Annotated in this window: 19 protein-coding genes; 13 read left to right on the top strand and 6 right to left on the bottom strand. The window is 63.7% G+C overall.

What is annotated here, in order from left to right; genetic code table 11:
- The first annotated feature begins 22 nt into the window (after positions 1-22).
- The 5 genes from AQZ50_RS08005 to AQZ50_RS08025 are packed head-to-tail and all read left to right on the top strand — an operon-like array spanning position 23 to position 2,039.
- Positions 23-514, top strand: a complete 492-nt coding sequence (locus AQZ50_RS08005; RefSeq protein WP_067745142.1) for a GreA/GreB family elongation factor — start codon at positions 23-25, stop codon at positions 512-514.
- A gap of 4 nt (positions 515-518) precedes the next feature.
- A complete protein-coding gene (locus AQZ50_RS08010; RefSeq protein ID WP_067745145.1) occupies positions 519-1,148 on the top strand; it encodes a phosphoglycerate mutase family protein in 630 nt (209 codons plus the stop codon).
- On the top strand, positions 1,148-1,330 hold the full coding sequence (locus AQZ50_RS08015; RefSeq protein WP_067745147.1) for a DUF4169 family protein: 183 nt from the start codon (positions 1,148-1,150) through the stop codon (positions 1,328-1,330). Before AQZ50_RS08010 ends, AQZ50_RS08015 begins: the two co-directional genes overlap by 1 nt.
- Complete coding sequence (locus AQZ50_RS08020; RefSeq protein ID WP_067745150.1) at positions 1,330-1,533, top strand: hypothetical protein; 204 nt, start codon at positions 1,330-1,332, stop codon at positions 1,531-1,533. The genes AQZ50_RS08015 and AQZ50_RS08020 overlap by 1 nt, the downstream gene beginning before the upstream one ends.
- Positions 1,530-2,039, top strand: coding sequence for an invasion associated locus B family protein (locus tag AQZ50_RS08025; protein ID WP_067745153.1), 510 nt, complete (start codon positions 1,530-1,532; stop codon positions 2,037-2,039). The genes AQZ50_RS08020 and AQZ50_RS08025 overlap by 4 nt, the downstream gene beginning before the upstream one ends.
- 10 nt (positions 2,040-2,049) lie before the next feature.
- Here the strand turns inward: AQZ50_RS08025 and AQZ50_RS08030 are convergent, their stop codons facing one another.
- Positions 2,050-2,748 (bottom strand): outer membrane protein, encoded by a 699-nt coding sequence (locus AQZ50_RS08030; protein ID WP_067745156.1) that lies wholly within the window; start codon positions 2,746-2,748, stop codon positions 2,050-2,052.
- 178 nt (positions 2,749-2,926) lie between these two features.
- On the opposite strand from AQZ50_RS08030, the gene rlmN reads away from it, so the two are divergent.
- From rlmN to AQZ50_RS20385, 3 genes are all read left to right on the top strand, one after another.
- A complete protein-coding gene (gene rlmN / locus AQZ50_RS08035; protein WP_067745417.1) occupies positions 2,927-4,195 on the top strand; it encodes a 23S rRNA (adenine(2503)-C(2))-methyltransferase RlmN in 1,269 nt (422 codons plus the stop codon).
- 27 nt (positions 4,196-4,222) lie between these two features.
- Complete coding sequence (locus AQZ50_RS08040) at positions 4,223-4,813, top strand: hypothetical protein (protein ID WP_067745159.1); 591 nt, start codon at positions 4,223-4,225, stop codon at positions 4,811-4,813.
- 686 nt (positions 4,814-5,499) lie between these two features.
- Positions 5,500-5,919 carry a hypothetical protein gene (locus AQZ50_RS20385; RefSeq protein WP_197412416.1) on the top strand — a complete coding sequence of 140 codons (420 nt, stop codon included), beginning with the start codon at positions 5,500-5,502 and terminating at the stop codon, positions 5,917-5,919.
- 524 nt (positions 5,920-6,443) lie between these two features.
- Here the strand turns inward: AQZ50_RS20385 and AQZ50_RS08050 are convergent.
- Entirely contained in the window at positions 6,444-6,698 is a 255-nt protein-coding gene (locus AQZ50_RS08050; RefSeq protein WP_067745165.1) for a GlsB/YeaQ/YmgE family stress response membrane protein, read from the bottom strand.
- A gap of 125 nt (positions 6,699-6,823) precedes the next feature.
- Between AQZ50_RS08050 and AQZ50_RS08055 the strand changes: the two genes are divergently transcribed.
- On the top strand, positions 6,824-7,987 hold the full coding sequence (locus tag AQZ50_RS08055; RefSeq protein WP_067745168.1) for an aminotransferase: 1,164 nt from the start codon (positions 6,824-6,826) through the stop codon (positions 7,985-7,987).
- Here AQZ50_RS08055 and AQZ50_RS08060 read toward each other — a convergent pair.
- Entirely contained in the window at positions 7,979-8,671 is a 693-nt protein-coding gene (locus AQZ50_RS08060) for a glutamine amidotransferase (RefSeq protein WP_067745171.1), read from the bottom strand. The two genes, AQZ50_RS08055 and AQZ50_RS08060, sit on opposite strands and share 9 nt — an antisense overlap.
- 538 nt (positions 8,672-9,209) lie before the next feature.
- Between AQZ50_RS08060 and AQZ50_RS08065 the strand changes: the two genes are divergently transcribed.
- The gene (locus AQZ50_RS08065; RefSeq protein WP_231730167.1) at positions 9,210-10,526 is read left to right on the top strand and encodes a surface lipoprotein assembly modifier; all 1,317 of its coding nucleotides are present in this window, start codon (positions 9,210-9,212) and stop codon (positions 10,524-10,526) included.
- A 62-nt stretch (positions 10,527-10,588) separates the two neighbouring features.
- Complete coding sequence (locus AQZ50_RS08070; RefSeq protein ID WP_231730168.1) at positions 10,589-12,301, top strand: transferrin-binding protein-like solute binding protein; 1,713 nt, start codon at positions 10,589-10,591, stop codon at positions 12,299-12,301.
- An 11-nt stretch (positions 12,302-12,312) separates the two neighbouring features.
- Here the strand turns inward: AQZ50_RS08070 and AQZ50_RS08075 are convergent, their stop codons facing one another.
- Positions 12,313-14,220 (bottom strand): KUP/HAK/KT family potassium transporter, encoded by a 1,908-nt coding sequence (locus tag AQZ50_RS08075; RefSeq protein WP_067745178.1) that lies wholly within the window; start codon positions 14,218-14,220, stop codon positions 12,313-12,315.
- A 127-nt stretch (positions 14,221-14,347) separates the two neighbouring features.
- On the opposite strand from AQZ50_RS08075, the gene AQZ50_RS08080 reads away from it, so the two are divergent.
- Positions 14,348-15,571: an alkaline phosphatase family protein gene (locus AQZ50_RS08080; RefSeq protein ID WP_067745181.1), complete on the top strand. Its 1,224-nt coding sequence runs from the start codon at positions 14,348-14,350 to the stop codon at positions 15,569-15,571.
- Between the two features lie 117 nt (positions 15,572-15,688).
- On the opposite strand, the gene AQZ50_RS20720 is transcribed toward AQZ50_RS08080, so the two are convergent.
- Both AQZ50_RS20720 and AQZ50_RS08085 read right to left on the bottom strand, forming a co-directional pair.
- Positions 15,689-15,847, bottom strand: coding sequence for a hypothetical protein (locus AQZ50_RS20720; protein ID WP_197412417.1), 159 nt, complete (start codon positions 15,845-15,847; stop codon positions 15,689-15,691).
- Positions 15,848-15,967: 120 nt separating this feature from the next.
- Positions 15,968-17,566 carry an isocitrate lyase gene (locus tag AQZ50_RS08085; RefSeq protein ID WP_067745183.1) on the bottom strand — a complete coding sequence of 533 codons (1,599 nt, stop codon included), beginning with the start codon at positions 17,564-17,566 and terminating at the stop codon, positions 15,968-15,970.
- Positions 17,567-17,723: 157 nt separating this feature from the next.
- Between AQZ50_RS08085 and AQZ50_RS08090 the strand changes: the two genes are divergently transcribed.
- Positions 17,724-19,136 carry a helix-turn-helix domain-containing protein gene (locus AQZ50_RS08090; RefSeq protein ID WP_067745187.1) on the top strand — a complete coding sequence of 471 codons (1,413 nt, stop codon included), beginning with the start codon at positions 17,724-17,726 and terminating at the stop codon, positions 19,134-19,136.
- Positions 19,137-19,196 lie beyond the last annotated feature (60 nt).

The following is a 19,196-nucleotide window of genomic DNA, read 5'->3' on the forward strand; positions in this document are numbered from 1 at the left end:
TCACGCGGTATGGCCGCGCACAATGAAACCCGATGGCAATCCGATTACCCCCGCCGGCATGGCCGCGCTGCGCGCACGCTATGACCACTTGCTCGGCACCGAGCGCCCGCAGATCGTCGAAATCGTCAGTTGGGCGGCAGGCAATGGCGACCGCTCGGAAAACGGCGATTATCTTTACGGGCGCAAGCGCATGCGTGAAATCGACCGCGAACTGTCGTTCATCGCGCGACGGATGAAGGCCGCGCGCGTGATCGATCCGGCCGGACAACAGGACCGCACCCGCGCGCTGTTTGGCGCGACAGTCGAAATCGCCGACGAGGATGACAATCGCCGCGTGCTGACTCTGATCGGCGATGACGAACAGGACGCCGGCAAGGGCCTGATCGGATGGAGCGCGCCGATCGCCCGTGCGTTGCGCGGCGCCAAAATCGGCGATTTGCGCCGCGTGCGCCTGCCCGGCGGCGAAAAGGAATGGGAAGTGATCGCCATCACCTACCCGGCAACCGGAGCCTGAGGCCATGACCCGTACCCGCCATTTCATCATGCGCCACGGCGAAACCGTCTATAATCTGACGCGCCGGTTGCAATCCAACACGATCCATACCCCGCTGACCCGGCGCGGCTGCGATCAGGCGACGCGCATGGGCCAGGCGCTGCTCGGCGCGCCGGGGCCATCGCCCGATGCGCACATCCATGTCTCAGACACGGGGCGCGCGTTGCAGACGCTCGGGCTGATTGCCGAAGTGGCCGGGTTCGACTGGTTCGCCGCACAACGCTCTGCCGACTTGCGCGAAATCGACATGGGATCATGGTGCCTGCGCGGGTATGACGAAATCGAAGCGGAAGTCGGGCCGATCCGCATGGCCGACCATCTGTTGCGCCCGGCGCCCGATGGCGAGGACTATCCGGCGATTGCGGCGCGGCTGTCGCGCTGGCTGGCAGGACCGGGGTCTGCGCCCGGCGATCATGTCGTGGTCATGCACGGGATTTCGAGCCGGGTCTTGCGCGGCATGATGACCGGGCAACCGCTGCGCCCCGAAATCGGCGCGCCGGTGGGGCCCTCGCTGGTGCAAGGCTCGATCGCGTTGATCGAAAACGGCGCCGAGACCGTGTTTTACGGCAGCGAACAAGGCACGGAACACGCCTGATGGCCGAGATCATCAATCTGCGCATGGCGCGCAAGGCGCAAAGCCGCCGCCAAGCTGCCGAAACGGCGGCGGAAAACCGCGCCCGCCATGGACGTACCCGCCACGAACGCGAAGCCGAAGCCTCCGAGGCCGAGCGCGCCGAACGCACGCTGGCCGGGCATAAACGAGACGAGACGGACTGATGCGCACGACCGATGAAGGCGCCACGGTGCGCCTCTATTACCTGTCCGACGGACCCGACGGCGGCATGGCCGAAACCTTGATGTATGGCTCGCTCGCCGATGCCATGGCTCTCGCCGCGCGACAGGAACCGGGCGTGCAGGACGGATTGTGGATCGCCACGTCAAACGACGTGATCGCCTGGCGCGATCTGGTGAACGAATGAAGCGCGCGGCGGCCTTGCCGGCAATGACCGGGCTGGCGCTGGCCGCGCTGCTGAGCGCAAACGGCGCGCTCGCGCGCGATCGATTGGGCGTGTGGAACGATTGGGGCGCGTTTCGCGATGCCGCCGTGCCGCGCTGCTATGCCATTGCCATGGCGGCGGACCAGCGCGAACGCGGCCGCGAAACGCAACCCTATGTCACCATCGCGACATGGCCCCGCCGCGCCATCCGGGGCGAAGTCCATGTGCGCCTGTCGCGCACCCCCGCGCCGGGCAAGTCGGTCACGATGTCGATCGCGGGGCAGAAATTTGCCCTGGTCTTTAGCGGGATCGACGCCTGGGCCGCGGATCGGCGGATGGATGCGGGCATCATCGCCGCGATGCGCAGCGGCGGCGACATGACCGTGGCCGCGCCGGGCCGCGATGGCCGCCGCTTTCACGACAGCTATCGCCTGACCGGCTCGGCCTCGGCAATGGATGCCGCGAGCCTGGGCTGCGCGGCATCCTGAATCACCTCCGTCAGAACCGGAAGCCGACGCTCGCCAGCAATTGATGGCGGTCGTTGTGCAAATCGAAGTTGCTCGCATCCGGCGTCGCGTTGCTGTAATTGAATTGCCCGCTGCCATAGTGCGAATAGTCGTATTCGAGCTTTACATAGGTCGCCTTGGTCAGCTTTTGCTCGACACCGGCGCCGAGGCGAAAACCGTTGGCATTGATGCCCTCGTAAAGCGGGTCGCTGCCGTTGTCGCCCGTGATCGAAAAGTGCGCATTGGTATAGCCGGCCTTGCCGAAGATCTCGGTCTTGGGGCTCAGCGCATAGCCGAGCTTGGCCCCGACATAGATGTCGCGCCCGGGCTTGACCGTTTCGGTGTTGAACGTGCCCGAAACGAGATTGGTCGTGTTGTTCCACTTGGCCGAGCTGCCATAGACGCCGAATTCGCCGCCCAGGGTCACGCGATCGGTCAGCGCGAAGTCATAGCCGATCGCGCCGCCATAGGTCACGCCGTCGCTCGAACCCGTCGTATAGGCGGTGGAGTCGATGTCCTTGATCGACTTGTTGCTCAGGTGATCCCAGCCAAGGCTGACTTCGGCATGCGCCCCGCTGAACGCTTCGGCGGGGGTTTTCGCCGCCTGCTGATCGTCGTCCTCTTGCGCAAAGGCCGGATTGGCAGAGATTACCGCCAGACCGGCGGCGAGAAGGGCATATATGGTCTTCATCGGTTTTCTCCGTTCGCATTTGTCCCCCGCTGCCTGATGAAACGCTGCGACGCCGCCGCCCCTTGCCTTTGTGCGGCGGAAATGCCCGCGCGTGACAATGTGTTACAAATGCCGCCGATCGTGGCGCAATCGTGGCGCGCGATTTGCGCTTCTGCGCGCGGCGCACTATATGCGCCCCATGCCAACACCGCTGATGCCGATCCCGGGCCATATCGATCCCGTGCCCCTGCCCCGTGAAGTCACCCCGCGCGCCGATGGTCGCGTCGATCTGCTCGGCCTGTCGCGTGCGGCAATCACCGATCTGTTCGCCGCCGCCGGGCTCGATGCGCGCGCGGCGAAACTGCGCGCGAAACAGGTGTTTCACTGGATCTATCATCGCGGCGTGATCGAATTCGACGCGATGACCGACATTGCCAAGACGATGCGACCCTGGCTGGCGGAACGCTTCGTCATCGCCCGGCCCGAAATCGTCGAAGCGCAGGCCTCGACCGACGGCACGCGCAAATGGCTGCTGCGCACCGCCGACAATCACGATTACGAAATGGTGTTCATCCCCGATGCCGACCGGGGCACGCTGTGCGTTTCGAGCCAGGTCGGCTGCACGCTCAATTGCCGGTTCTGCCATACCGGTACGATGCGGCTGGTGCGCAATCTGACGCCGGGCGAAATCGTCGGGCAAGTCATGCTCGCGCGCGACGCGCTGGGCGAATGGCCCAAGGCGGGCGGAAACATGGCGGGCCTCGACGACGTTCCCGACGACGAAGGCGAAGAAGCCGCGCGGGCCTACAGCGCCGATGGTCGCCTGCTCACCAATATCGTGATGATGGGCATGGGCGAGCCGCTGTACAATTTCGACAATGTCCGCGACGCGCTGAAAATCGTCATGGACGGCGACGGCCTCGCGCTGTCGAAACGGCGCATCACCCTGTCGACCAGCGGCGTGGTGCCGATGATGGCCCGCTGCGGCGAAGAAATCGGCGTGAACCTCGCGGTATCGCTCCACGCGGTGTCAAAAGAGGTGCGCGACGAGATCGTGCCGATCAACCGCAAGTTCGGCCTCGACGAATTGCTCGCCGCCTGCGCCGCCTATCCCGGCGCATCGAACGCGCGGCGGATCACGTTCGAATATGTCATGCTGAAGGACAAGAACGACAGCGACGCCGACGCGCGCGAACTGGTCCGCCTGCTCAAGCATTACAAACTGCCCGCCAAGGTCAACCTGATCCCCTTCAACCCCTGGCCCGGCGCACCCTATGACTGTTCGACGCCCGAACGCATCCGCCGCTTTTCGGACATCGTCTTCGAAGCGGGCATTTCCGCCCCGGTCCGCACGCCCCGAGGCCGCGACATCGACGCCGCCTGCGGCCAGCTGAAAACTGCCGCCGAACGCAAAAGCCGCGCCGAACTCGACCGCCTCGCCGAAGAGAAGCAGGCCGCACTCGGCTAAACGCGCAAGGCAGACCGGACGACGACATTGGCAAGCAAAGACATCACGCAACTGGCCCAGCGCATCGCCGCGCAACACGGCTGGGCAGCGGCAAAAGCGTTCAAGGCCTATGCCATGACCGATGCCGATCGCGCGGTGCTGTCGCAGTGCGCGCTTGACCTGCTGGCGATCTTTCCGCCGGCTGCGGGATCAAGCGCCCTGATCAGCGCCGCCTTGGCCGTAAGCCTCGAACGCCGCATGACCGCGCCCATTCACGTCGTGGCCGGAACCTTGTCGGTCGAAGGCGTGCCGATCTTCGGCGACGGGCAGCCCTTTGACGGGGCGCACATATTCAGCCCATCCGCCCCCGATTGGGACGGCCATGTCTGGATCATGATCGGCCCCCATATCGTCGACATGGCGATTTTCCGCACCGCCTATTCGGCACAGGGCCCGGCCCGCTTGGCCCGCCATGTCGACCTGACCTTCGGCCCCGGCAAAGGCCTCTACGTCGATCACTGGAAAAAAACCCCGCGCGTCGGCCTGCATTACGATCCGCATTACGTGCTGAGCGCGGACGAAGTAACCCGCCTGATGGGCGACGCGTTCGCCGTCATCAAGCAGGCCCGGGCCGTTTAGGAACGGGTGACCGAGGTCGCCTTAATTGCAGTCGTTCAAGTGACTGTCCGAGCGTCTCGAAACCCGCCGTTCGTTCACAAGCTCAACCGCGTTACGTTCCGCCCCCGACGTCTTCCCAGCCTTGAGCCGGGAACCCGCCAGTGCTTTGACACAATTGGATATTGTGTGCCCCGAACTCCTGGTGTCCCCCGAACTCCTGTCCCCCGAACTCCTGTCCCCCGAACTCCTGGACGGGACATTCAGTATTTCAGTTGGGCCGATCAGAAGGCCATAAACGCGGCTGTTTCTGCTCCACTCGCCAAGGGGGAGCCCCTCAATGTTATTGGCCATAGCCTCGGTGGCTCTGCTGCGATTATTGCCGCAAACTCGACGGGCGCAAAAATAACGAACCTCCTTACGATCGATCCGGTCGCGAAAGCTGGTGATGGGACGAAACCTGCTGGCGTATCGTTTTGGGGGAACGTGAATGCATCTCCGAAGGGTTGGCCTAACTTTTCCGATGCGGTTGCCGGGACAGGCCGAGCCCTTTTGGGAACGACCGCTACATCGGGCGCGGATAGTCAAGCCACCGTTGACGCTCACCACGGTGATTTTTCAAAGATGATGTCTCAATCCGGTGCGAATAACATCGTATCGCAATCATATACTCCTCCTCCACAGACTTGTGTACGTAATGGAACTTCCCCATGTTGAGGCTAATTATGTTGGTGGTTTCGGCGCTTATTTTGAGCGGATGCTCGAACAATGCGACCATAAGGAATGCTTGGGCTGAGAAATCACAAGGCAACAACGTCATTATTCACGTCGGCATATCTGCGAATGATGCGGAATTTATAAAACGCAATCAGGTATATTTTTCAATCGTATTGAATGAGTGCTCAGGAAACGGAAAACGCTTCCCTATGGAGCCGATGATAGGAGGAAAAAGGGCGTCTGATTTTGATTTCAATATTTCAAATAGGTCAGAAACTGATGTCGTGGCAGTTGGACCTGCTTGGGTCATCAAAGGATACCATGAGCCCTGCGTGCTGCTTGAAGGAGGTGGTTATGTCGGCGCTCGCCTGAAATCGAAGCAAGCCCCTTTGGTGATGCGGGGAGCGCATTGAGATTACGGTGCCAGGATTGCGGTGCCAGTGCACTTAATGCCTGCCCTCCTCGCGCGCCCGCGAATTCCAGGGACGCCGAATTCCAGGGACGCAACGAATTCCAGGGACGCAATTCCAGGGACGCAACAGGGACGCAATTCCAGGGACGCAATACCCAAAGGACTAATTCCAGGGACGCAACGAATTCCAGGCAATTCCAGGGACGCCAGGCAATTCCAGGCAATTCCAGGGACGCAATACCCAATTACGCCAAAGGACTAGCTGGGTCCAGGCTCAAGGCCGGGACGACGAGACGGTAGAATATGATGCAATGTGAAGCGTTAACGCGGGATTGCAGGTAAGTCAGGAAGATCAAATGGGTGGCAACTTCAGAACCCGACATTCCGGTCCGTCCACCAACTTGGAAATAGGAGGGATGTCCGCCGCGGTCCGGCGAATGGCTGGTTTCGGTCTAACTTGACGTTCCCGGGCGTGGCGGCCACCGGCCGTTTTGTCCTCAAGGACTGCCCCCAACCTCACGCCGATCACCCCCCGCGAGTCAAAAGCCGCACGACCAGCAGGAGGGCGACGGCGCCGATGAAGGCGGTGATGATCGAGCCGATCATGCCGGTGCCGGGGGCCATGCCGAGGAAGGCGAACAGGTGCCCGCCGATATAGGCGCCGATGATGCCGAGGACGATGTCGGCGATCAGGCCGTAGCCTGCGCCTCGGGTTACTTTTCCGGCGAGAAATCCGGCGATGGCGCCGATTATCAGCCATGCGATAAGGCCGTGTTCCATTTGCTCTCTCCATCCTGATTGTCTGCCCGAAGTCTATCGACGAAAGACTGTCTCGCCGGTGAATGGGCTCGCAGGTGAATGGGCGGCGGGTTGCATCGTGGATCGGGGTTGCTAGACCATGGGGCATGCATACGCTCAATCCGGTCTATACCGCGCTGCCCACGACGATTTTCGAATATATGTCGGGGCTTGCCCGGGCGCATGGGGCGATCAATCTGGGGCAAGGGTTTCCCGATGCGCCGCCGCCCGCCGCCTTGTCCGCCGCCGTGACGCGGGCGATGGCCGAGCGGTCGCAGCATTATCCGCCGATGGCCGGGGTGCCCGAATTGCGCGATGCGGTTGCCGCGTTTTATCAGCGGCGGCAGGGGCTCGATCTGACCCGCGATCACGTGATCGTGACATCGGGCGCGACCGAGGCGATTGCCGCTGCCGTGCTCGCGGTGATCAGTCCGGGCGATGAAGTCCTGTTGTTTCAGCCTGCCTATGATGCCTATGCCCCGCTGGTCCGCCGGGTCGGCGCGGTGCCGGTGTTTGTGCCGCTGCGTCCGCCGCATTGGGGCTATGACCGCGATGCGATTGCGGCGGCGATCACCCCGCGCACGCGGGCGATGATGGTCAACGATCCGCTTAACCCCACCGGCACGGTGATGGACGCCGGGCACCGCGCGATGCTGGCCAAAATCGCGGTGGCGCATGACTTGTTCGTGATCTGCGACGAAGTGTGGGAAACGGTGCGCTTTGACGGCGCGGTGCATGCCTCGCTGCTCGCCGAGCCGGGCATGGCCGGGCGGACGGTCAAGATCGGGTCGGCGGGCAAGATCTTCGGCGCGACCGGGTGGAAAGTCGGCTGGATGATCGCCGCGCCCGACGTGGCCGGGGTTTTGGCCAAGGCGCACCAGTTTCTGACGTTTACGACGCCGCCGATGCTGCAATGGGCCGTCGCCGAAGGGCTGGCCGATGATGCCCTGATCGATGGTCAGGTCGCCGATTGGACAGCGACGCGCGCGGTGCTCAACGATGGCCTGGCCGCGCTCGGCTTCGCCGTTCTGCCGGGCGTGGCGACGTGGTTTTCGTGCATCGATCTGGCCGCCAGCGGCATTGACCTCGACGACCGCACTGTCGCCGAACGGCTGGTGCGCGAGGCGGGTGTGGCCTCGATCCCGCTATCGGCCTTATGGGAGGGCGATGACGCGCCGCGCCATATCCTGCGGCTGTGCCATGCGAAACCGGCGGCTATGTTGCAGGACGCCCTCGGGCGGATCGCACGCTGGCGGGATTCCCTAATCTAGCCCGGCAAGCCACTCGGCGATCATCGCGCGCCCGGCGGCGACCGCGCGGGGCCCGTGTTCGTCATGCGCGGCGCGCAAGGTGCATGGCGTGTGACCGGCGGCGGCGATGTCATGCGGCCCTTGTTCGATCCACGCGTCAAAGCGCGGATCTTCGCCCATTTCGCCATGAAATTGCAGCGCCAGCAGATTGCGCCCGCGTCGAAACGCCTGATGCGGATAGACATGGCTCGACGCCAGCAAATCGACGCCATCGGGCAAATCGAACGTATCGCCATGCCAATGCAGCACCGGCACATCGGCGAGATGGCGCAGCGGGCTTTCCTCGTCATGGACCGTGACCGGATGAAAGCCGACTTCCTTCGCCTTGCCAGGATAGACCCTCGCGCCGAGCGCCGCCGCGATCATCTGTGCGCCGAAACACACGCCAAGCGTCGGCCGGTCGGCATCGAGCCGCCGCGCCAGCCGCCGGATCTGACAGGCGATCCACGGATGGGTTTCCTGTTCATAGACCCCCATCGGCCCGCCCATCATGATGACCAGATCGGGCTCGACCAGATCGCACGCGGAAAAGGCCGGATCGCACACGTCGATCCGGTCGACCCGGTATCCCGCAGTCTCGATCGGATCGCGGTAACCGGCAACGCCTTCATGAGGGACATGGCGGATGATCAGAGCGGTTTTCATGGCAATATAGGTCGGTAAATTCTCATCGTGGTAAAGCCCATGGTCAAAGACCGAGCCGGGTCCAGAAGTCATCGGCAGATCCGATCGCCGCCCGACCCTGACGTTCGCCATCCCCACCGGGAAGCGCCCAGCGCCACGAAGGATGCGGCAAACGCGGCAGGGGCCGGTCGACCAACTGCCTTTGTCGAAAAACAGACTTTTTTGCCATCGCGCAATTCCTTTTCACGATCGACACGAGCAAGGCGCGGATGAACGAAGCCTGTTCGTGCGCTTTAGCTGTTGGTGACGCGGCGCAAGCTGACACACATCAAAAGCCGCGGCCGGACCGGAACGAGGAGAGGATCATTCCGGCCCGACAAGCACTTCTCTACCGAATCAATTGAGATGAGTCTGCCGAGAAAAATTCATGCCCTGAAAAGCCTGGCTTGATCGTTGCCATATCGGGCCAATCTCCCACCTTGCGCAAAGCCGGGGCCAAGGCCATGAAAGCGCGGGCTTTACGGGGGCGTGTTGGATGATCGCGGCAGGGATTGCAATTTTGGCGTCTGCCGTCGCGACCGAGCCCCCTGCCCCGCCTGCGCCCGAAGAAAAACCCGCCGGAGAACCCGCCGTCAGGGCGCGGCTGACCCCGGCGCAATTGTTTGATTTCGCCGCCCGCGCCGCCGCGCAGGGCGATACGAAAACCGCCGAGGCGGCGCTGCACGCGCTGACCGGCAATCCCGACCGCGACATCCGCAACGAAGCGCGTTTTCGCCTGGCCAAGCTGTTGTCGGGCCCGCTCAAGCGCAAGGCCGAGGCGGCAATTCTGTTGCGCCACATCCTCGATGAAACGCCCAATGCCGCGCCGGTGCGCCTCGAACTGGCCCGACTCGACGCGGAAATGGGCCACATGGGCGCGGCAGCGCGCGAATTGCGCGCGGCGCAAGCGATCGGCCTTCCCCCCGAAGTGTCGCGCACGGTCCGCTTCTATCAACAGGCGCTCGACGCGATGCGCCCGATCGGCGGCAGCATCGAACTGGCAATCGCGCCCGACAGCAATGTCAACCGCGCCACTACTGCCTCTGCGCTCAACACCGTGATCGGCGATTTCACGCTCAGCCGCGATGCCCGCGCGACATCGGGAATCGGCGGCATCGCGCGCGGCCAGGCCTTTGCCCGCGTGCCGATCGATCCGCGCTTTACCCTGTTGGCGCGCCTGTCGGGCAGCGCGAGCCTCTATCGCGATCCCGAATTCGACGATGTCATCGTCGCGCCGCAGGTCGGCCCCGAATGGGCCAAAGGGCCCGACCGGATCAGCCTTTCCGCCGGGCCGGGCTGGCGCTGGTATGGCGGTACGCCTTATACTTTTTCGGTCAGTGAGGCGCTCGACTGGCAACACCGGCTGGGCAAACGGGGGCAAATCCGCGCCGGGCTGAGCCATGCCTTTGTCAAGAACTCGCTCAACACGCTGGAGACCGGCGTCGCCTGGGGCGGCACGCTGGGGCTCGACCGCGCCTTTTCCGCGCGGTTTGGCGGCGGCATGATGGTCAATGCCAATCGTCAGGGCGCGCGCGATGCGGGTTATGCCACGACCGGATTTGGCGTCAGCCCCTATCTGTTTCGCGAAGTGGGCCATGCCACGCTGACCGCGACGCTGTCCTACGGCCATCTTGCCGCCGATGACCGGCTCGATCTGTTCACCGACCGGCGGGTCGACAATGCCTATGGCCTTAGCCTTGCGGCAACATTGCGCCAAATTCGAGTAGGTTCCTTGTCACCGCTCATTCGGTTGCGGCTAGATCGAAATCAATCAACCGTGCAAATCTATGATTATAAAAGGGTCGCGGGCGAAGTGGGGCTGGCATCCGCGTTTTGATCGAAAACGGAGCTTTTCGGCCAGCTTTCCCACGACGCCACAGCGCAAGGGGGCAGTGGGCAATGCGCAAGGCAACAACAGACCGGGCCGGGAATCTGGCGGGCATCGGCATGATTCTGGCATTGGCCGGATGCGGCGACAGCGGCGGCGGGCCGGTTGCCAGCGTCAGCGCGCCGACGACGAACAGCAGCCTGGCCAAGCTCGTCGCCAGCCAGAGCTTTGCCAACAATGCCGCCAGCGAATCCGCAACGATTGCGGCCAGCGCCAATGTCACGGCGGCCGCATCGACCAGCCAGCCGCTGACATTCAGCTACGACCTTGCGTCAAACAGCTACACCGTCTCGACTCAGGGCCGCAACCAGACGTTTGCCCCGGCAAACCAGTCGAGCGCGGCAAACGGCATCGCCGTCTATGCGATCACCAACGGCGCGACCACCGATCGCCTGACTCTCGAATCCGCCAGCGTCACCGGCTATGGCGCCGGCTATCCGCAATATTCCGGTCTTGGCTATTGGCAACGCACGGCGACCGGATCGGGCAGCAGCGCCGTCACGCTCGATTTCTTTATCTACGGCCTGGACACGGCGGCCTCGGCCATACCGCGCACCGGGTCGGCGGCCTATGCCACCAGCGTCTATGGTCTGGTCACGCCGATCGGCAGCGAGGCGCGGTTTTTTCAGGGCACGGGGCGGATGGATGTCGATTTCGTCGACGGTCTGCTGACCACCAGCGCCACCGCCTATGAAACCGGCATCGTCTCGCAGACCAATTACGGCAGCGGGGTAACCATCGCAGGATCGGGCACGCTGTCATCGAGCGCCAATGCCTTTTCCGGCGCGATCACCTATACCGGGCTCAACAGCAAATCGACCGGCACGCTGAGCGGCCAATTCTATGGCCCGACCGCGCAGGAACTGGGCGCCTCGTTTGCCACCAGCGGTGCCGACGGCAGCAGCACGAGCGGGGTGATCTGGGGCAACAAGAACGCCTCGCTGACCCCGGCCAACCTGTCCATGGCGAATATCGTCAGCGACGAAAGCTTTGCGGCGCAGGGCGCGCAGATGACCATACCGCAGGGCGGCGGCAGCGCCAACGCCAGCCTGGCCACCGGAACCGTCGATGTAACCGCCGCCGGATCGACCACCGTCACCCCGGCAGGACTGCCCGCCGCGACCTTGACCAGCAGCGACAAGACCACCAGCAGCAACGCCAATTTCACCGCCTATAGCCAAGCCTATGGCAGCGGCACGATTACGGCCAACCTCTACAAGGCGGGCAGCACCAACACCGAATTGGCGCTGACTTACATGACCTTCGGCAGCTGGCAGGGGCCGACTTCGACTGCCGCCAACAGCGGCACCGGAACATCGTGGTTCGTCTATGGCCTCGGCACCGATCCTTCGGTAATCCAGGCGCGCACCGGATCGGCCAGCTATACCGGCGTCGCCTATGGCACCGCTTATAACAGCGCGACCAATGCCACCGCCGGGGTCAACGGCACCGCCTCGTTCGCGATCAATTTCGACATGGGCGGCTATTCGGGCAGCTTTGGCCTGAAGAATGCGACGACCAATTATGGCACATTCAACGTGTCGGGCACGATTGCGAGCGGCGTTGCCGCAGTCGGCGGGGTGACCGGCGTGACGGCGGGCAGCGGCAGCTTTGCGCCCGCGTTCTATGGCCCGACCGGGCAGGAATTCGGCGGCCCGTTCCAGATCTCCATCCCCACCGCCAACACCACGATCGTCGGCGCGGCGGCAGGCAAGAGCGGCTGAACCAAAGCGGCTTACGGCAACCGAACGGGCAGGACTTCCACAGTCAACTGGCGGTCCTGACCCAAGCCATAGTGATAATACGTCGGCTGCGAAATCAGCCGCAGCATTTCGAACGTGCGAAACCGGATCGTCGACAGTACGCCCGCGCCCGGCGCATGGATCAGGTGTTCGCGCGCGACGCGCACGATCCATTTGCGATGATCGGTGCCCAGCGCGATCCGCGACTGACGCGCGAGCAGTTCGAGCCCGTGCTCGACATCGGGCGTTTCCATGAAGCCAAAGCGCATTTCCACGATGACGATGCTGCCATTGGGGTTTTCATCGAGCACGCGGATGTCGAAACGGTCGTCATGGACATAAGGCTGACGCGGGTGAGCCACTTCGACAAAGATCAGGTTGCGCGGCAGTATCCCGCTGCGGTCCCACATCAATTGCACCAGCGCGGGCGCGCGCTTTGTCCGCCCCGTCTGCGCGCGCGGCGGCACCATCAAAATCGTGGTATGGTCGACCAGTTGCGTGGCCTCGCGGTGCAGGCGGATGAGTTCGGCAAGGGTCATCGAACGCCGGGCCGAATAGGCGGCATGGGTTCGCCCGCGCCCCCAGTTCCAAGCCAGCATCAGCGCAAAGAACACCAGCCCGATGCCCAGCGGAACATAGCCCCCGTCGAGGATCTTGATCGAATTGGCGACAAGAAACATCAGGCTGACCAGCGTCAGTGGCGCAAAGACCGGAATGGCCAGCCCCGTGCGCCAGCCCCAGACCCGCGTCGCCAGGCGATAGAGCGCGACCGAAGTCACCAGCATGACCCCCGAAACGGCCAGACCATAGGCCGATCCCAATGCGCCGCTTGACCGGAACGACAGGACCAGCGTGACGCAGCCGAAAAACAGCAGCCAGTTGAAGAACGGCACATAGACTTCGCCCTGCCGCGCATGATGCGTGTGATCGACGCGCAATTGCGGAAAGAAGCCCAGTTCGATCGCTTGCGAGATCAAGGAAAACGTCCCCGAAATCAGCGCCTGGCTGGCGATCACGGTGGCCATCGTGGCCAGGATCACCGCCGGCAGGGCAAGCGCTGCGGGGATCATGCGAAAGAACACGCCTTCGCTCATCGCGCCCGGCTGACCGAGCAGCCAGGCCCCCTGACCCAGATAATTGAACACGAGCGCAGGAAAGACCCCTGCAAACCAGACCCGGCGGATCGCGGCGGCGCCAAAATGCCCCATATCGGCATACATCGCCTCGCACCCGGTCACCGCCAGCATGACCGCGCCGAGCACACGCAGCCCGTCCGAAAGGTTCAATCCGACGAGCAGACGAACGCCCCAGACCGGCGACAGCGCATTCAGGATCGCGGGATGAAGCATGACCTGCCACAGACCCAGCGCGCCGATCGCGACGAACCACACCAGCATGACCGGGCCAAACACCAGGCCCACGTTGCCCGTGCCGCGATGCTGAATGGCAAACAGCGCGCCAAGCAGCACGAGCGTCAGCGGCACGACAGCCCCCGCCGTCCACGGCGCAACCACGGTCAGCCCCTCGGTCGCCGACAACACGCTGATCGCGGGCGTGATCATGCCGTCGCCCACCAGCAGCCCCGCGCCCAGCAGCAGCGACCAGGCGAGCAGCGAGCGGCCGCGCCGGTTGACTTTGTCGAGCAGGCCATAGAGCGCAAACACCCCGCCCTCGCCGTCGTTATCGGCCCGCAGCGCAAGAAGCGCGTATTTCAACGCGACCACCACCACCAGCGACCAGATCACCAGCGAGATCCCGCCATAGATCCGCTCGGGCGGCAGCGCGCTGTGCCGATGCAGAAACAGCAGGCTGATCGCATAGAGCGGCGATGTCCCGATATCGCCGAAAACCACGCCAAGCGCGCCAATCCCCAGCGTCCATGAAGTCTTGCGATGGTTCATCGGCGGCCCCCACCCCCTGTCAATGCAAAATGCTTGCGCACCCAATCAGTCTTTGCAGAGAGTGTCTTTGCGCTGCAACAGGTTCAGAGCAAGTGCCGGTAGGGCTCCGCAAATACCGAGGTGTGAGATGAAGATTTGGGTTCGGACAACGCTGGCGCTGTTGATGGTGATCGCTGCCGGGCCGGTGCGGGCCGATCCCGCGCCGGATGCGCCGCTGATTCTGGTCTCGATCGACGGGTTTCGCGCCGATTATCTCGATCGCGGGGTCAGCCCGACCCTGTCCGCGCTTGCCGCTGACGGCGTGCGGGCGCAGCGCATGATTCCCTCGTTTCCTTCGGTCACGTTTCCCAACCACACCACGCTGGTGACCGGGCTCACCCCCGATCACAACGGCATCGTCAACAATGCCTTTGCCGACCCTGCCATGCCGGGGATGTTTTCGATGGCCAGCAAGGAGGAACGCTGGTGGAGCGAAAGCACCCCGATCTGGGTTACCGCCGAGCGCGCCGGGGTCCACGCCGGGGTGATGTTCTGGCCCGGCGTCAGCGTTGCGCATGACGGTGTGCGCGCCAGCCTGTGGCACGATTTCGACCACAAGATACCACCGGCAGAGCGGGTCGATACCGTGCTCGGCTGGCTTGACCTGCCGGCGGACCAGCGCCCGCGCCTCGCCTTGCTCTATTTCGAGGCGGTGGACGGCGCGGGCCATGGCTTCGGCCCGGATTCGCCGGAAGTGAACCGGGCGATCGGCTCGATCGATCAGGCCATCGCCCGGCTGATCGCGGGACTGAAAGCACGCGGAATTGCCGCCAACCTGATCATTGTCGCCGATCACGGGATGGCGCCGGTCGGGCCGGACAACCTTGTCCTGCTTGACGATACGATCGACCTGGGTGCGGCCAGAGTGGTATTCGACGGCACCGTCGTCGGGATCGCCATTGCCAGGACCCCGGCAGGCGAAGCGGCGCGGCAAAAGCTGCTCGGGCCCCAGCGGCACATGCATTGCTGGAACAAGGATCAGGTTCCCGCCGATCTGCATTACGGCAGCAACCCGCGCGTGCCCGATGTCGTCTGTTCGGTCGAAACCGGGTGGCTGGTGATGACTCGCGAAGGATTTCAGCGCGGCCAGGCCTTTCACCCCGGCATCGAAAAGGGCGCGCACGGCTATGACATCCACGATCCGCTGATGGGCGCGCTGTTTATCGCCAACGGCCCGGCATTCCGGCACGGCGTGGTCACACCGCCCTTCCCCAATGTCGATGTCTATCCGCTGATGACCAAGGTTCTGGGCATTGCCCCGCTGCCCAATGACGGCAATCTGGCCGATGTCGCACCGATCCTGGCCCCCTGACAAGAACGCACCTTGACAGGAACGCGCCCTGAAATGCCGACAAAGAAAAGGCCCGCAGTGCCATTGCGACACTGCGGGCCCGCTTTCCTCCCCAGGAAAGTTCCGGTCTGAAGCCTCTTACCGGCCCAAGGCGCTGCCAAGGCGGTGATAGAGGTTCGAGAATTTCACCGAATCCGGCGTGTCCTCGATGTGCTTCAGGTAAAACAGTACGGCTTCGCGGATCAGCTTGAAGTCCTCCGTTGAGAGGACCGCGCGGGCACGTTGCGGTTCAGCCATGCTCAGTCTCCATTGTAGAATCTTCGTGGCGGAATGCCGCGAATGGGTAATCAGATTGGTTTGCCGCCCCCCTGCACCCGCCATGCGCCGATGCAGGGCCAGATGCGGGGCCTGATCCGATCAGGCTGCGGCGAACTGGTTCATCGTGTTGTGCGCGCCACCGGCCTTGAGCGCGGCGTCACCGGCGAAGTATTCCTTGTGATCGTCGCCAACGTCCGATCCGGCCATGTTCTGGTGACGGACGCAGGCCAGACCTTCGCGGATTTCGCGACGCTGCACACCGGCGACATAAGCCAGCATGCCTTCTTCGCCGAAATAGCCCTTGGCCAGGTTGTCCGTGCTGAGCGCGGCCGTGTGATAGGTCGGCAGCGTGATCAGGTGGTGGAAAATCCCGGCTTCACGCGCGGCATCCCGCTGGAAGTTCTGGATACGATGGTCGGCTTCGATCGCGAGATCGGTGCCGTCGTAGTCCACGCTCATCAGGCGGGCCCGGTCAAAGGCCGACAGATCGCGACCTTCAGCGGCCCATGCGTCAAAGACTTGCTGACGGAAGTTGAGAGTCCAGTTGAAGCTTGGCGAATTGTTGTAGACCAGCTTGGCATGGGGCACGACTTCGCGGATACGGTTCACCATGTTGGCGATCTGGCCGATATGCGGCTTTTCGGTTTCGATCCACAGCAGGTCGGCGCCGTTCTGCAGGCTGTTGATGCAATCGAGCACGACGCGGTCCTCGCCCGTACCGGGGCGGAACTGGAACAGGTTCGACGGCAAACGCTTGGGACGCAACAGCTTGCCATTGCGGGCGATCAACACATCGCCGTTGCCCAGATTGGTCTGATCGACTTCTTCGCAATCGAGGAACGCGTTGTACTGGTCGCCGATGTCGCCGGGTTCGCGGGTATAGGCGATCTGCTTGGTAAGCCCGGCACCGAGCGAGTCGGTGCGCGCAACGATCACCCCGTCATCAACGCCCAGTTCGAGGAAGGCGTAACGAACGGCGCGGATCTTGGCGAGGAAGTCCTCGTGCGGGACGGTGACTTTGCCGTCCTGGTGACCGCACTGCTTTTCGTCCGAAACCTGGTTTTCGATCTGGATGCAGCAAGCGCCCGCCTCGATGAACTTCTTGGCGAGGAGATAAGTCGCCTCGGCGTTGCCGAAACCGGCATCGATGTCGGCGACGATCGGAACGACGTGCGTTTCAAAGCCGTCGATCGCCTGCTGAATGCGCTGCGCTTCGACCGCGTTGCCGGATTCGCGCGCCTTGTCGAGATCGCGGAACATGCCGCCCAGTTCGCGGGCATCGGCCTGCTTGAGGAACGTATAGAGTTCTTCGATCAGCGCCGGGACGCTGGTCTTTTCGTGCATCGACTGATCGGGCAGCGGACCGAATTCGCTGCGCAGCGCGGCGACCATCCAGCCCGACAGGTAGAGATAACGGCCCTTGGTGGTGCCGAAATGCTTCTTGATCGCGATCAGCTTCTGCTGACCGATGAAACCGTGCCAGCAACCCAGCGACTGCGTGTACTGCGACGTGTCGGCGTCATAGGCGGCCATGTCGGCGCGCATGATCTTGGCGGTATAGCGCGCAATGTCGAGCCCGGTGTGGAAGCGGTTCTGCAGCCGCATGCGAGCGGCCGATTCAGCTTCGATGCCGTCCCAGTTCCGGCCGTAGGTGGCGATTGCCGTACCCGCTTCGGCGATGGTCTGCTGATAAGTCATGTGCGCGTGTCCTGCTTCAAGAATGTATCCGGAAGGGCCGGTTGGTGAAGCCGGGTTAGCGCCGCGCATGCCGCATGGGGAGAGCGCGCGAAGTCTTGTTGTCAAACTTTACAAAAAATGCTTGTACAGTTGTGCAGACCTTTACGGAGACAAAGACATGGCCCAAGGGCCGCGCGATTCCGCCTCTCGCCCGCTGTTCCTCGGCCCGCGCATCAAGCGCCTGCGCCGCGAACTCGGCCTGACGCAACAGGCGATGGCCGAAGACCTCGGCATTTCGCCCAGCTATGTCGCGCTGATCGAGCGCAATCAGCGCCCCTTGACCGCCGACATCCTGCTGCGCCTCGCGCGCAGCTACAAGCTGGACATGGGCGAACTCGCCGCCGACGAGCGCGACGATTACGCGCAGCGACTGTCCGCCATGCTCAAGGATCCGATCTTTGCCGACATCGACCTGACCACGCTCGAAATCGCCGATATTGCCACCAGCTTTCCCGGCGTTGCCGAAGCCATGCTGCGGCTGCACGGCGCCTATGCCCGCGAACAACAGGCGCTTGCCGGCCTGCGCGAGGGCGCGGTCAGCGATCCCGCCGCCGACGCGGTGGGCGAGGCGCGGCGCTTCATGACGCGCACCCGCAACCATTTCCCCACGCTCGATGCGCGCGCCGAATCGCTGGCCGAAGACATCGCGCGGGCAGGAGGCCAGATCGAATGGCTGCGCCGCCTGGGAGTCCGGGTGCGGTTTCTGCCGGGCGATGTGATGATGGGGGCGCTGCGTCGCTATGACCGGCATGGCGAACAATTGCTGCTCGACGACACGTTGTCGGCCACCGCGCGCCAGTGGCAGATCGCGCTGCACATTGCCTATACCGCGATGCGCGCCGAAATTGCCGCGCTCGTCCGCGGCGAAAGCTTCGCGGGCCAGACTGCCGCGCAACTCGTGCGCCGCGCGCTCGCCGCTTATGCCGCTTCGGCCATGATCATGCCCTACGACCGCTTTGCCCGCGCCGTCGAAGCGCGCGGCTATGACATCGAGGCTCTGTCCGGCCTGTTCGGCACGAGTTTTGAACAAGTCGCGCATCGGCTGACCACGCTTGGCCGCGCGGGACAGGAAGGCGTCCCGTTCTTCTTCATCCGCGTCGATGCGGCAGGCAACGTATCGAAGCGGCTCGACGGTGCGGGCTTTCCGTTTGCCGCGCATGGCGGCGGCTGCCCCTTGTGGAACCTGCATCAGGCGTTTCGCAAGCCGGGCGAAGTGCTCACGCAATGGCTCGACCTGCCCGACGGGCAACGCTTCTTTTCGATCGCGCGCACGGTAACCAGCGGCGGCGGCGCGCACGACCGTCCGACCGCATTGCGCGCGATCGCGCTGACCTGCACCGCAGAGCACGCCCCCAGGCTGGTCTATGCACGCGACACGGCCAATCCCCCTGTGCCAACGCCGATCGGCATGACCTGCCGCCTGTGCAATCGTGCCGAATGCACCGCGCGCGCCGAGCCGCCGCTGGGCCGCGACATCCTGCCCGACGATTACCGCCGGATCGCAGCGCCCTTTGCCTTTGCCGAAAGTTGACCCGCCCGGCGATTTGGTTGCGACCGCGCGGCAGGAGCGCTATCCGCGCGCTTTCCCATC

The organism is Novosphingobium sp. Fuku2-ISO-50, assembly GCF_001519055.1.
In the GTDB taxonomy this organism is placed as follows: domain Bacteria; phylum Pseudomonadota; class Alphaproteobacteria; order Sphingomonadales; family Sphingomonadaceae; genus Novosphingobium.

Coding starts and splice junctions, on each gene's coding strand:
- AQZ50_RS08005 (WP_067745142.1), top strand. CDS start 23: ATGAAACCCGATGGCAATCCGATTACCCCCGCCGGCATGGCCGCGCTG.
- AQZ50_RS08010 (WP_067745145.1), top strand. CDS start 519: ATGACCCGTACCCGCCATTTCATCATGCGCCACGGCGAAACCGTCTAT.
- AQZ50_RS08015 (WP_067745147.1), top strand. CDS start 1,148: ATGGCCGAGATCATCAATCTGCGCATGGCGCGCAAGGCGCAAAGCCGC.
- AQZ50_RS08020 (WP_067745150.1), top strand. CDS start 1,330: ATGCGCACGACCGATGAAGGCGCCACGGTGCGCCTCTATTACCTGTCC.
- AQZ50_RS08025 (WP_067745153.1), top strand. CDS start 1,530: ATGAAGCGCGCGGCGGCCTTGCCGGCAATGACCGGGCTGGCGCTGGCC.
- AQZ50_RS08030 (WP_067745156.1), bottom strand. CDS start 2,748: ATGAAGACCATATATGCCCTTCTCGCCGCCGGTCTGGCGGTAATCTCT.
- rlmN (WP_067745417.1), top strand. CDS start 2,927: ATGCCAACACCGCTGATGCCGATCCCGGGCCATATCGATCCCGTGCCC.
- AQZ50_RS20385 (WP_197412416.1), top strand. CDS start 5,500: ATGTTGAGGCTAATTATGTTGGTGGTTTCGGCGCTTATTTTGAGCGGA.
- AQZ50_RS08050 (WP_067745165.1), bottom strand. CDS start 6,698: ATGGAACACGGCCTTATCGCATGGCTGATAATCGGCGCCATCGCCGGA.
- AQZ50_RS08055 (WP_067745168.1), top strand. CDS start 6,824: ATGCATACGCTCAATCCGGTCTATACCGCGCTGCCCACGACGATTTTC.
- AQZ50_RS08060 (WP_067745171.1), bottom strand. CDS start 8,671: ATGAAAACCGCTCTGATCATCCGCCATGTCCCTCATGAAGGCGTTGCC.
- AQZ50_RS08070 (WP_231730168.1), top strand. CDS start 10,589: ATGCGCAAGGCAACAACAGACCGGGCCGGGAATCTGGCGGGCATCGGC.
- AQZ50_RS08075 (WP_067745178.1), bottom strand. CDS start 14,220: ATGAACCATCGCAAGACTTCATGGACGCTGGGGATTGGCGCGCTTGGC.
- AQZ50_RS08080 (WP_067745181.1), top strand. CDS start 14,348: ATGAAGATTTGGGTTCGGACAACGCTGGCGCTGTTGATGGTGATCGCT.
- AQZ50_RS20720 (WP_197412417.1), bottom strand. CDS start 15,847: ATGGCTGAACCGCAACGTGCCCGCGCGGTCCTCTCAACGGAGGACTTC.
- AQZ50_RS08085 (WP_067745183.1), bottom strand. CDS start 17,566: ATGACTTATCAGCAGACCATCGCCGAAGCGGGTACGGCAATCGCCACC.
- AQZ50_RS08090 (WP_067745187.1), top strand. CDS start 17,724: ATGGCCCAAGGGCCGCGCGATTCCGCCTCTCGCCCGCTGTTCCTCGGC.